The following is an 11,813-nucleotide window of genomic DNA, read 5'->3' as shown; positions in this document are numbered from 1 at the left end:
TATTTAGAACATCATCGACATGATAAGAATGATAATTCTAATTTTATATTAGAATAGGCTTAGGGACTTTAGTCCCTAGTAAAACAAACCCCTGCACTTCCAGTGCAGGGTGGTTTAGTTATAATACACCAATTCCTAGAAGAAGAGCAAAAACGATTAATAAAATCCCAACCACTAATTGAATGGTGTCTATAGTGATTTTGGTAAGAAACTTGCGCCCAATACAGGCACCTGCAAATGCCATCATAGTTGCCGTAGTTAGCATTGGGTAGTCTAGTTGATCACGTAGTTGTAGTATGTCTTTTGTATATACCACGATTCTAGAAATGTCTATAAAACAAGCAATTACTACGCCGGTTGCTATAAAAGCCTCTTTATTAAGACCTGCACGTATTAAAAAAGCAGTTCTTAAAGCTCCTTGATGCCCTGATAATCCACCAAAAAAACCACTTAAAGCGCCTCCGACAGGAAGGTATTTTGTGTCAAATTCTAAACGTTTTAGTTTAGGAATTAAATCAAAAAGAGAAAAGAAAATAAGTAATGAAGCAATACATATTTTTACAATAGTAATTTGATATGTTTTACTGGCAATATGATAACTGTATATAGGAGCGACATCTGTTAGTAATCCTAAAATATAAGCGCCGGCAAAAGCAAAAATAATTGCTGGTAACCCAAAACGAACTACTGTTTTTACATCGGTTTTTTTACCAACCAATGTAAATTTAAATACGTTATTGAGAAGGTGTACAATGGCTGTAAGAGCTATTGCTATATCTATAGGAAAAAACAATGCAAATACAGGTAGTAATAATGTGCCTAATCCAAAGCCAGAAAAAAAGGTTAATCCAGATCCAAGCAAAGCTACGATACCAACCAGAATATACTCCATAAATATAACCTTCTGTTCTGTTTAAAATTTATATCATATCATGTGCCTATTTTAGTTTTTAGCACTTATAAAAAATGATTTAGAATTGTTTTCTAGCTTTTCTGTTCTTTGTTAAAATACACCAGATAGTAATACATTTGCTTTTCTTCATCCCACCCTTTTTCTACAAATTTTTCTGCCGACTCTGGATTGATAAAATCCATTTTGATCTGTACATTAGTGTCAAGATCAATAACGTTTTTCATTTTCTTTCTAGCTGCCGTAACTGCATTATTGGCAATAGGAAAAGAGGTAAGGTCCTCAATTTGATATTTTGGAGCTTTTTCTACCTTGTAATGTTTAAATTCTGGAATCAGATCGGGATTATCGATAACTTCATCTAAAAAAGCAGATTCTTCAAACTCATCATTTTTTGCAAAATGATTAACTGCTCGATTCATAAACATGACTTCTTCTTTTTTGTCTTCTGCTGGCAGTACAACCTCTTTTGCAAAGTCTTGACAGAATTTCATGTATTTCTTAGTGTAGAAATTTTCATCTGCAAATGCCTGTACGCCCAAGAAATGCTCAAGCCAATATTTGGTGTCATATCTATTAGAGTCGATAGAAAGTATTTTATATCCCTCTTCTTTTTTATGGTTAAAAATTAGACACCCTTTGTCTAATTTATTAAGATTTACACCTTGTTGGATTAGCAATTCTATATTGGCATTACTCTCTTCAAACTGAAGAAAATCATGTTTTAATTCTGATTTAAATATTCCTAAAGCACTTACTTTTTCGTTGTCAATTGTTACGTTGTCCAAGTAGGTGACATATAATTCACCGCTTTTAATATGAGGGTGTTGAGATTGTTCATATAATAAAGAAGCTATTCTTTTTGATTTTTCATGAGCCGATGAAGGGCTTTCAAAAATTTCTGTAACAATTTTAAATAATGGATTAAACTCTACATCTACTTCATTAGTAAATTGGAAATAATTCTCTTCTTTTTCTCTAAAGGGTTTGAAAAAATATTCCTTTAGAATCGAAGTCAATTCGTCATTAAGATTGTACGGCGAATCAGATAAAAAAATGTTTTCGTTTCTACTTTTGTTACCAATTCTATGAACTGATAATGATTCAATTTGAGTGCTGTACAGATTAATCATAATTTTTTAATTTAAAAGTTGCATCATCTTTAAGTTGCCAAGCTTATTATTTGGATTTCTTGCCCTACTGCCTTGCTACTTTGTTTTAGTTCCAGTTTTCATCGAACCCCAGATCTTCGTATTCATCAAGATCCATATGTCCTTCGTTTTGACCTTCGTCGAAATCATTAAGATCATCAGCCTTAAATTCCTTATCAGGAGCTTCGTCAGGTAGCTGCCCATGTGTATACATCACATTAGGGTATGTTCTTCCGTTTTCATATTCTGCAATTTCGGCCAATTCAACCAAAAAAGTCCACATATTTAAAAAATCGTAGACATATATTAATTTGGGAGAAGTTTCTGTAGCAACATCTTCCAAAAAGGTTTCATTCATTAATTTAACAGGTTGAGAGCCATCACTCATGTCAAACAATGATATTTCTTCTCCTTGGTTCCATTGGTCATCACTACTATAAAAAGAAGCCATTTCTGTTCCGTCAAATCCAAAAGATTGCGTGATCACATTATGAAATTGCTCTAGTGTTGCGTCTTGTTCTATTTCAATGTCTCTAAAAACATCTTCTTCTGTATCAAGAATAATTCTGAAACGGTAAATCATTATAACTAAAATTTGAAAAATGCAAAGATACTATAATTACATTGTTATTTACTAAAACGATGTAATGAAAAAGTCATTGCCCCAAGTAGTATAAAAGCAACAATTTGATGTAAAATACCCAATGTAATAGGAACTCTAAAAAGCAGGGTGAAAATACCTAAAAGAAACTGAAGAAAGACCAGTGCCAGTATAATATTTAACGAAGTGTGCTGTATGTTGTCTTTTTGAATTTTTTTACCACGATACCATATAAGCAGGATGATGCCCACTACAAAATATGCTAAATATCTATGGACAAACTGAACGCCACTTTTTCCTTCTATAAAATTACGAATCATGGGTGATTGCTCGATATAAACTGATTCATGAATCAATTGCCCATCATTCATGAGTGGCCAATGGTTATGTAGGAATCCTGCATCGAGTCCTGCTACAAATGCGCCATATACGATTTGAAGTAGCAGTAATCCTAATCCCCATCGGATGAGGTTTCTAAATTTAGGATCTATTTTTTTCTTTTTAGGATATATAAGATCCAGGGCCACCCAAAAAGTATAAGCAAAAGTTATAAAAGCAGCTGTAAGATGCATAGCAAGTCGATAATGACTTACATCGGGTCTGTCTATAAGACCGCTTTTTACCATAAACCAGCCCAAAAAACCTTGAAACCCACCTAAAAACATAAGCACCAAAGATTTTTTTATAGTGGGTTTTGATAGTTGTTTTCTGATAAGAAAATAAATAAAAGGAAGTATAAAAACCACTCCTATAAATCGGCCTATAACTCTATGTAGCCACTCCCAAAAATAAATGTCTTTAAAATCTTGAAGGGTGAATTGATGATTGATTTTTTGATATTCTGGATATTGTTTATAAAGATCAAATGCAGCTGTCCACTCTGCTTCATTGGTAGGAGGGATGGTACCAGAAATTAATTTATAATTAGAGATAGATAACCCAGAGTGAGTGAGTCTTGTAATCCCGCCAACAATAACCATTATAAAGATTAAAATACATCCGGTAAGTAACCAGTAGATAACTTTTTTATTGTCCTTTTTCATGTTTATAAACCTTATACACCTTAAATTCTTTAGCAACTTGTCAACCCTAGTTCTTCCCCTTTTTTGATCATAAATTCATAAGCTGCGTCATAATCATTGGGTATTTCACCTTCGAGAATGGCCTCTTTGATTGCTTCTTTGATGATTCCGATTTCTCTGGATGGTTTTATATTAAACGTTTCCATAATTTTTTCTCCTGTAACAGGAGGTTGAAAATTACGAATATGATCACGTTCTTCTACTTCGACCATTTTTTGTCTAACAATTTTAAAGTTGTTATGGTATTTTTTGAAACGTTTAGGATTTTTGGTAGTAATATCGGCCTCACATAGGGTCATTAATTCTTCAATAAACTCTCCCGCATCAAAAATTAATCTTCTTACCGCCGAGTCGGTTACTTCAGAAGCAATAACGATAGGTCTCGAGCTCATTAATACCATTTTTTGGACAAATTTCATCTTATCATTTAATGGCATTTTTAAGCGTTTAAAAAGCTTGAAAACCATTTTAGATCCTACAAATTCATGACCGTGAAATGTCCATCCTATTTTTTTGTTAAACCTTTTAGTTGGTGCTTTTCCTATATCATGCAATAACGCAGCCCATCGTAACCAAAGATTATCTGTATTCTCAGAAATATTATCAACGACTTCCAAGGTATGATAAAAATTATCTTTATGTTTTTGACCTTCGACTTCATCAATACCTTTTAAAGCTGTCAGCTCAGGTAAAATATAGGGTAATAACCCGGTTTTTTCTAATAGGATAAACCCAATCGATGGTTTGTCACTTAATAGAATTTTATGTAATTCATCAACAATACGCTCTTTGGTGATAATCTTTATTCGATCTTTATTTCTTGTAATTGCTTTTAGAGATTCGGGTTCAATCACAAAATTAAGTTGTGTTGCAAACCGAATAGCTCTCATCATACGAAGTGGATCATCAGAATAGGTGATATCCGGATCTAGCGGTGTGCGAATAATTTTGGATTCTAAATCTGTCAACCCATTAAATGGATCTGATATGTTTCCAAAAGTTGAAGTAGCAAGTGATAATGCCAGCGCATTAATGGTGAAATCCCTTCTGTTTTGGTCGTCTTCAAGCGTTCCATTTTCTACCGTAGGATTACGGCTATTTTCTGTATACGATTCTTTACGAGCACCTACAAATTCAATTTCAATATCGTTTGCCCTTAGCATTGCGGTGCCATAGGTTTTAAATATTTGTACTTTAGGACGGTTTGGTAAAAGCTTAGAAACCTCTTTTGCTAACGTAATCCCACTCCCAACTGTAACAATGTCAATATCTTTTGCAGTTCCTCTTTGTAACAAATGATCTCTTACAAATCCGCCAATCACGTAGCTTTCAAGCTTTAAATTGGCAGCTGCTTTATTGATTATCTTAAAGATAGGGTGTTGTAAGGCTTCTTTATAATTTTTGGCTTCCGACATGAATCAATTTACTTCCTGATAATTTTTACAGTACTATCCCCTCCAATTTTGATAATAGAAGAAGGTTTAACACCTTTATTTTGCAATGGCAAATTTACAACATAGTCTACGCCTTCCAAAATAGCATTAGAAATTTCTTTTAAGTTTTTTGGCGAAGGAGCCCCACTAATATTTGCAGAAGTGGATATGATGGGTCTTTTTAGTTTTCGAATCAACTTACTACAAAAAGGGTCCCGAACTACTCGGATACCTAATGTATTATCTTTTGCGATTACATTTTCTGCAACTCGCAAAGGTCGATCATAAATTATGGTAGTTGCTTTTGTGGCATATTTTAAAATGTCATAAGCAACTTCTGGTACTTCTTCAACATATTGTTGCAACATTTTAAAGTCACTAACCAGGCAAATCATTGATTTGCTTTCTTCTCTTTTTTTTAAGGCGTATATTTTGTCAATTGCTTCTGCATTGGTAGCATCACAGCCGATTCCCCAAATTGTATCTGTTGGATAAAGGATGATTCCGCCTTTTTTTAAAGTTATAACCGCTTTTTCTAATTCTATGTATTGATCTGGCATTGAGAAAGGTTAATTTATTAAAGGCAAAAATACAAAAGAAGCTGTAATCTTATGTTTTAGTAGATAACTATTTATTAAGTAAAAGATAATGTTTAAGAATTTTTTTAGGTAATTCACCTTTTTTAACAAAGCAATTTATAACAGAATTCAAAAATACATATTCTATTGTGTGTGTTATAATTTTGAAGAGAAAGTACTATAAAAAACAAATTTTAACTACATTTGAGTTATTAACTGACATATTAAAATTATGAAAACATTTAGTAAATTATTATTTTTAGCAGTAGTATCTATTTTTGTTTCTTGCAAGCAAAACCCAGCAGAAACCCCTGAGCATAAGGCAATGGTTGCAAAACATCAGGAAATGGAAGCAGATCATAAAGTTATGGCTAAAGAGCATAGTGATATGAAAGATGATCATCAACAAATGGTTGATTCTCATAAAGATATTGAAAATGACTCTTTGCATTTAGTGACAGAAAAAAATCACTTGTCATTATTAGCCAAACATAGCGAGCTTATTGAAGCGCATAAAGCGATGATCGAAAAACATGCAGAGTTGGAAGCAAAGCATGGTTCTGGAGAAATTTCACTTGAGCAAATGACTACAGAACACGAATCGATGAAAACTGAGCATGATAATATGAAGAGTGAGCATCAACGTATCGCCGAAGAACACGAACGCGTTACAAAAGAAGATCAACAAATGATCAAAGAAGATCATGAAAAAGCTTCTGAAACTGAAGCTGAAAAATAAAAACAATAATATTTTTACAAACCCCGATACTATCAATAAATAGTATCGGGGTTTTTTATAAACTGAAAGTCAATTTGAATAGGGTTTTTTAATTAAATTGAAAAGAAAGGAGAGATAATGTTTATGAGATACTTTCCTTTTTTACTAATAAAATTTGATAGGCATTGGTTATAATGACCCAATCCTTTTTTAGCAGGTGGTCAACCACAATTTTCCCTTTACCCCCACCAGGTAAATCACAATCATCAATAAGAATAATAGAGTTTTTATGAAGGTTTTTTTCTGCCGCTACAAATTCTTTTAAATGGTGCTCTTGGCTTTTTACCTGAATTTCTGTATCATGTAAAGAATAGTCATAGCTATCTAAATAGAGTAAGTCAATAGGTCTATTAAACTTTTCTAAAAAAGCGACAGAATCAGATAAGTGTAATGTTACCACATCATTTAGATTCTCTTCATGAAGTCCTTGTTGTGCCCCTTTTATAGAGTCATTACTAATATCAACAGAGATAACTTCTCCTTTATGTATTTTTGCCCATTTTCCAAAAACAATGGTTGCTGCACCATCGCCTGCAGTATTTTTAAGCCCGTCTCTAGATGTGCCTGTTTCTAAAATCATTTTACCATTTCTTTTTTCAAGAAGTTGTAAAGTCTCTTTAAAAGTATCTCGCCTTAGATTAAAGTTGTACTTAAATGGCATAAGAGGAAACAACGATTTATGTTTTGATAGTTTTTTTGCAAGAATAATGATTGCAATTAAAACGATTAAGGCAATAATAATAATTTGTAGTGTCATTTTGATATGATTAAATGTGCGAGTGTTTTATTTATTTTTAATAACATTTTTATAGACATCGATATACTGTTGCGCGGCCTTTTTCCAAGAAAACGAATCAGCTCTTTCTTTAAGCTTATCGCTGTATTCTTTTTCATTCTCTTTAAAAAGAATTAGTTTTTTTTGAAGAATATCGGCCATGTTTTTAGGATTGAAATCATCCCAATAAAAAGCATGTTCTCCTCCTATTTCTGGAAGTGAGGTTGTATTTGCCAAGAATATAGGTACTCCAAACCTCATGGCTTCTATGGCTGGTAGTCCAAAACCTTCACGAACAGAGGGCAGTGCAAAAGCACTACAGTTTTTTATGTAATATTGCTTTTCTTTTTCAGATACACGTCCTGTTAAGGTTACCTGATTTTCTAAACCCAATGATGTTATAGTATTAGCAACCCTTTCGCCATAATCATGTGTATTATTCCCAGAAATGATTAAGTTGTAATCAGGTAAATGTTGCATCATTGCTACAAGGACATGGAAATTCTTACGTTCTAAAAAATCACCAATCGCATAAATGTATTTTTTTTGGATATCAACAGATGTAGAAAAACCTTCCAGGTTTTCAAAACTAACCAATGGGTTACCGTTATAAATTACATATTCTGGTACGTTAGGAACTTCAAAGTATTGATGAGTTGATTGTTTGGCATATTCTGAAATATAAGTAATTGCATCAGCCCTTTTCAGTTTTTCTATAAACCTTAGGTTTCTTTCATGAGTTAAGTCATCAGAAATCTCCTGAATGAAATTAACATCATGTATAGTCAATACATAAGGTAAGTCAGAATAAGGTTCTATTTTTGTATTTTGGTTTAAGGAGTGCCATACATCATATTTTTTTCGAACACTGGTTAATTTGTATCTACGGGCACCAAAGTAATGCTTGTATTTAAAGAAATTTCCAAAATCTGGTTTTAAGAGGTTAGCTGGTCTTACATGAACGGTGTATTTTAATTCTGGATCGTTAACTTCTTTTAGGCCTTTTAATAAGTGATAATTGAATTGGCCAAAACCTGTATGCATTTTACCAATATTATGTGTTTCTAAAAATACTTTATACATGAAGTTCTTTTTTGCAAAGTAAATAAAATTGCGCTAATATATATTTTATTTGTGGCATTATTGAAAAGACAAATTTTTGGCTAATTTTTAAGAAGAAAAATTGTTTTTTTATGATAGAAATGGTTTTTCTATAATGGGTTTTAAAGATGCAAAAGCTATGACATGATATTCTGATTTCTTTTTAGGTAATTGGATATATGAAATATTTAGAAAGACTTGATTTTACCCATTGCAAATAGTTACCTTTACCACTCAATTATTTTAACAAGATGCAGAGAAAAACTGTAATACGTCAGGATTATTTGTCTATGAAGGAAGATGTTGATGATGTGATAGACAATTTTAAAAATCATCCAAAAATTTTAGGAGATGCAGAACGTAATGTGATAAAAATAGTATCTCTATATGATCGTTTTTATACAATTAAATCTTTTAAAATCCCTAACCTTATAAATCAAATAGCTTATCGTTTTGTTAGAAAATCAAAAGCAGAACGTTCTTACATGTATGCTAATAAATTATTGGCTTTAAAAATTAAAACTCCTGTACCTATTGCTTACAAAATAGAAACAACCTTTTTTTTATTTAAAAAGAGTTTTTATGTGAGTGAACTAGTAAATTGTGATCTTACCTACAGAGATTTGACATTTGATTTTGATATTCCTGATTATGAGGAAATTTTAAGAGCATTTACCAGATTCACGTATCTTTTACATAAAAACAAGGTGAATTTTTTGGATCACTCACCAGGGAATACATTGATAAAAAGAAAAAAAGATGGTTATGATTTTTATTTGGTAGATCTTAACAGAATGAAATTTGAAGATATGGATTTTGAAACCCGAATAAAAAATTTTGCCAAACTAACTATTCATAAATCAATGGTCGAAACTATGAGTAATGAATATGCAAAATGTACAGGAGAGGATGAAGATGATATTTCAAACCTCATGTGGAAGTATACTCAAGAGTTTCAGAACAGATATTATAGAAAAGATCGCTTAAAAAAAAGAATACTTTTTTGGAGAAAACGATAGTTTTAAGAGGTCTTGTTTTTGAGAATTATTTCCCTAAGTTTAGTATATTTCAAAAAAGTAATATTGGCAGTTTGTACACAAATTACGAATCCATTTAAACCATCCAGAAAACCTAGTCTTAGAATGTATGATTTTAAAAATGCCCAGGTAGGGTTTAAAAGAATTTTCCAAACAGGAGCTTTTTTACCAAGTTCATAATAAGATTGAGCAGAAATTGAAGAAAACTTATCAGTTTTTAAATTAAATTCTTGATAGGTAGCATAATTCCAGTGTAAAATATCTCCTTTTAGTTTTGCAGAAGATTTTGGATTGTATAATTTGAATGAATCATGAGGATTAATTCCTTTCCATTCGCCTTTTCCCTTTTTGAAAAAACGCATTTTTCTGTCTGGATACCAGTCAGAATGTTTGATCCATTGACCGCAAAAATTATTGAAACGATTTGCAGAATAACCATCAAGAGTCCAATTGGATTTTAACTTTAGTAATGATTTTTGTAATTCAGGAGATAACGCTTCGTCACCATCTAAAGAAACAATATAATCATGACTAGCTTGCGTAATTGCAAAATTCTTTTGTTCTACGTAACCAAGAAATTTTTGCGAAACGAACTTTACATTATATTTTTTGCAAATCTCTTCTGTTTTGTCAGTAGAAAAAGAATCAACTACTACGATTTCATCCGTTACATTTATAAGAGACTGTAAGCATCGTTCAATCTTTTTTTCTTCATTATAGGTTATAATGACCCCAGAGAGTTTTACCATTAGTATAATTTATTTTTGCCAAAAATAGCTAATTTTTGAAGTAATTGATTGGTTGAAGAAAGAAATATATTGTTTTTAACCTTGGTTTAAAGCTACCTTATTTTACGATACATGAGCCACAAATTAATATGTTTTTTGAATACAGTAAAAGCAGTTATATACGATAAGATAAAGCCTTCTTTTCCATCCAAAAGAAGCAAACGAAAAAGATACTGTTTCCAAAATTCAAAAAAAGGAAGCACAAAAAAATGAATAAAAGATGGTTTCTTTTTTTTGTAATACAATGTTTTTGCTTCTAGCGTACTTTGATGATGCATTTTACCCGTGTAGTCATCTAATGTGGTGTAAAAAGGAAGTAAATTGTTTAAGATAATTGTATGTTTTGAATCATCAATAAAATCTAAAGCATTTTTTATACTGTTGTATTTGTTTTTATTAAATAACAGGGCATCATTGTTTTCATAGGGTAAATTTCCTTTCATTTTTCGCCCCATAAAACAAGAGTCCTTTTTTATGACAAAAATAATATCATCAGAAATATACTTGGTTTCTAAAATTTCTTGAGATACGTTTTCTGGAAATTCTTCATTTTGATTTAAAAAAAGAATCCAATCACATGAAGCTTTAGAGATAGCATATTGTTGTTGTGATGTAAAACTTGTGAACTCCTTTTGGTAAGTTGTCACATTATCATATTTAGACAACAGTTTTATGGTGTCATCGCTGCTAAAAGAATCTATAATAATTATTTCTTTTGCAAACTTGAGACTTTCAATAACACGTTCTATAGTATTAGCTGCATTTAAAGTAGTAATGAGAACGCTGATGTGTAAAGTATTTTCCAATCCCGGTGATAATTTGCACAAAAGTAATAATTTTACATCTGATTTGTAATAAGAATATAGATGTCAAAATTAACTGTTTTAATGTATCACCATATTAGTGCCGATAAGAGTGAAGGGCTAACTATTTCTTTAGAATGCATAGAACAACAGTTAGCACATTTGGCATCACGTGGGTATAAGACACATCACCTAAAAGATTTATATAACAGAAAAAAACTCAAATCAAAAAAAAATGTAGTCATTACATTTGACGATGTGTATGTAAGTCAATTAGAATTAGCCTATCCTTTATTGAAGAAATATGGATTAAAAGCTACTTTTTTTGCACCCTTATCTTTTATTGGTAAAAAAGATAGTTGGAATACTGGTACATTAGAGATTATGACGGTGGCACAGTTGCGCTCTATGGATTCATCAATCATAGAGTTAGGATTTCATTCATTTTACCATAAAAAGTATCACGAACTTACTTTTGAAGATATTGAAGAAGACACGAGGTTGTGTAAGAAATTTGTGTCTGAAAACAGCTTGGAAATGTCACCAGTTGTGGCTTATCCTTACGGTAAATACCCAAGAGATAAGGATAGAAAAATAACTTTTTTTAAACAATTACAAAAGCATGGTTTTGTATATGGCTTGCGTATAGGTAACCGGGTAAATAAATTTCCTTTTAAAAACCCTTTTGAAATTCAGAGAATCGATGTAAAAGGGAATTATTCTTTGAGAACATTCAAACGAAAATTAAGATTCGGAAAACTTTTTGGTTAATTGTA

General features: G+C 31.6%; 13 protein-coding genes. 3 read left to right on the top strand and 10 right to left on the bottom strand.

The window, feature by feature from the left end:
• Positions 1 to 118: 118 nt before the first annotated feature.
• From ABW636_RS19485 to ABW636_RS19460, 6 genes are all read right to left on the bottom strand, one after another.
• Entirely contained in the window at positions 119 to 892 is a 774-nt protein-coding gene (locus ABW636_RS19485; protein ID WP_367591752.1) for a TSUP family transporter, read from the bottom strand.
• A gap of 92 nt (positions 893 to 984) precedes the next feature.
• The gene (locus ABW636_RS19480; protein WP_367591751.1) at positions 985 to 2,043 is read right to left on the bottom strand and encodes a nucleoid-associated protein; all 1,059 of its coding nucleotides are present in this window, start codon (positions 2,041 to 2,043) and stop codon (positions 985 to 987) included.
• Positions 2,044 to 2,128: 85 nt separating this feature from the next.
• Positions 2,129 to 2,644, bottom strand: coding sequence for an IS1096 element passenger TnpR family protein (locus ABW636_RS19475; protein WP_367591750.1), 516 nt, complete (start codon positions 2,642 to 2,644; stop codon positions 2,129 to 2,131).
• Positions 2,645 to 2,688: 44 nt separating this feature from the next.
• On the bottom strand, positions 2,689 to 3,705 hold the full coding sequence (locus ABW636_RS19470; protein WP_367591749.1) for a COX15/CtaA family protein: 1,017 nt from the start codon (positions 3,703 to 3,705) through the stop codon (positions 2,689 to 2,691).
• Between the two features lie 29 nt (positions 3,706 to 3,734).
• Positions 3,735 to 5,159: a CCA tRNA nucleotidyltransferase gene (locus ABW636_RS19465; protein ID WP_367591748.1), complete on the bottom strand. Its 1,425-nt coding sequence runs from the start codon at positions 5,157 to 5,159 to the stop codon at positions 3,735 to 3,737.
• An 8-nt stretch (positions 5,160 to 5,167) separates the two neighbouring features.
• A complete protein-coding gene (locus ABW636_RS19460) occupies positions 5,168 to 5,737 on the bottom strand; it encodes an L-threonylcarbamoyladenylate synthase (protein ID WP_367591747.1) in 570 nt (189 codons plus the stop codon).
• A 250-nt stretch (positions 5,738 to 5,987) separates the two neighbouring features.
• Between ABW636_RS19460 and ABW636_RS19455 the strand changes: the two genes are divergently transcribed.
• Complete coding sequence (locus tag ABW636_RS19455) at positions 5,988 to 6,494, top strand: hypothetical protein (RefSeq protein ID WP_367591746.1); 507 nt, start codon at positions 5,988 to 5,990, stop codon at positions 6,492 to 6,494.
• Between the two features lie 121 nt (positions 6,495 to 6,615).
• On the opposite strand, the gene ABW636_RS19450 is transcribed toward ABW636_RS19455, so the two are convergent.
• Together ABW636_RS19450 and ABW636_RS19445 are read right to left on the bottom strand one after the other, a co-directional pair.
• A complete protein-coding gene (locus ABW636_RS19450; protein WP_367591745.1) occupies positions 6,616 to 7,290 on the bottom strand; it encodes a class I SAM-dependent methyltransferase in 675 nt (224 codons plus the stop codon).
• A 27-nt stretch (positions 7,291 to 7,317) separates the two neighbouring features.
• The gene (locus ABW636_RS19445) at positions 7,318 to 8,391 is read right to left on the bottom strand and encodes a glycosyltransferase family 4 protein (RefSeq protein WP_367591744.1); all 1,074 of its coding nucleotides are present in this window, start codon (positions 8,389 to 8,391) and stop codon (positions 7,318 to 7,320) included.
• 269 nt (positions 8,392 to 8,660) lie between these two features.
• Between ABW636_RS19445 and ABW636_RS19440 the strand changes: the two genes are divergently transcribed.
• Positions 8,661 to 9,428, top strand: a complete 768-nt coding sequence (locus ABW636_RS19440; protein WP_367591743.1) for a Kdo domain containing protein — start codon at positions 8,661 to 8,663, stop codon at positions 9,426 to 9,428.
• Between the two features lie 2 nt (positions 9,429 to 9,430).
• On the opposite strand, the gene ABW636_RS19435 is transcribed toward ABW636_RS19440, so the two are convergent.
• Both ABW636_RS19435 and ABW636_RS19430 read right to left on the bottom strand, forming a co-directional pair.
• The gene (locus ABW636_RS19435; RefSeq protein ID WP_367591742.1) at positions 9,431 to 10,195 is read right to left on the bottom strand and encodes a glycosyltransferase family 2 protein; all 765 of its coding nucleotides are present in this window, start codon (positions 10,193 to 10,195) and stop codon (positions 9,431 to 9,433) included.
• A 92-nt stretch (positions 10,196 to 10,287) separates the two neighbouring features.
• Positions 10,288 to 11,061, bottom strand: coding sequence for a glycosyltransferase family 2 protein (locus ABW636_RS19430; protein WP_367591741.1), 774 nt, complete (start codon positions 11,059 to 11,061; stop codon positions 10,288 to 10,290).
• Between the two features lie 39 nt (positions 11,062 to 11,100).
• Between ABW636_RS19430 and ABW636_RS19425 the strand changes: the two genes are divergently transcribed.
• Positions 11,101 to 11,808 (top strand): polysaccharide deacetylase family protein, encoded by a 708-nt coding sequence (locus tag ABW636_RS19425; protein ID WP_367591740.1) that lies wholly within the window; start codon positions 11,101 to 11,103, stop codon positions 11,806 to 11,808.
• Positions 11,809 to 11,813 lie beyond the last annotated feature (5 nt).

Source organism: Aquimarina discodermiae (genome assembly GCF_040786235.1).
Classification (GTDB): domain Bacteria; phylum Bacteroidota; class Bacteroidia; order Flavobacteriales; family Flavobacteriaceae; genus Aquimarina.
The sequence above is the reverse complement of the archived record's forward strand: the minus strand, read 5'-3'. Positions and strand labels throughout refer to the sequence as shown.

Coding starts and splice junctions, on each gene's coding strand:
- ABW636_RS19460 (WP_367591747.1), bottom strand. CDS start 5,737: ATGCCAGATCAATACATAGAATTAGAAAAAGCGGTTATAACTTTAAAA.
- ABW636_RS19480 (WP_367591751.1), bottom strand. CDS start 2,043: ATGATTAATCTGTACAGCACTCAAATTGAATCATTATCAGTTCATAGA.
- ABW636_RS19475 (WP_367591750.1), bottom strand. CDS start 2,644: ATGATTTACCGTTTCAGAATTATTCTTGATACAGAAGAAGATGTTTTT.
- ABW636_RS19435 (WP_367591742.1), bottom strand. CDS start 10,195: ATGGTAAAACTCTCTGGGGTCATTATAACCTATAATGAAGAAAAAAAG.
- ABW636_RS19445 (WP_367591744.1), bottom strand. CDS start 8,391: ATGTATAAAGTATTTTTAGAAACACATAATATTGGTAAAATGCATACA.
- ABW636_RS19450 (WP_367591745.1), bottom strand. CDS start 7,290: ATGACACTACAAATTATTATTATTGCCTTAATCGTTTTAATTGCAATC.
- ABW636_RS19440 (WP_367591743.1), top strand. CDS start 8,661: ATGCAGAGAAAAACTGTAATACGTCAGGATTATTTGTCTATGAAGGAA.
- ABW636_RS19470 (WP_367591749.1), bottom strand. CDS start 3,705: ATGAAAAAGGACAATAAAAAAGTTATCTACTGGTTACTTACCGGATGT.
- ABW636_RS19485 (WP_367591752.1), bottom strand. CDS start 892: ATGGAGTATATTCTGGTTGGTATCGTAGCTTTGCTTGGATCTGGATTA.
- ABW636_RS19425 (WP_367591740.1), top strand. CDS start 11,101: ATGTCAAAATTAACTGTTTTAATGTATCACCATATTAGTGCCGATAAG.
- ABW636_RS19465 (WP_367591748.1), bottom strand. CDS start 5,159: ATGTCGGAAGCCAAAAATTATAAAGAAGCCTTACAACACCCTATCTTT.
- ABW636_RS19455 (WP_367591746.1), top strand. CDS start 5,988: ATGAAAACATTTAGTAAATTATTATTTTTAGCAGTAGTATCTATTTTT.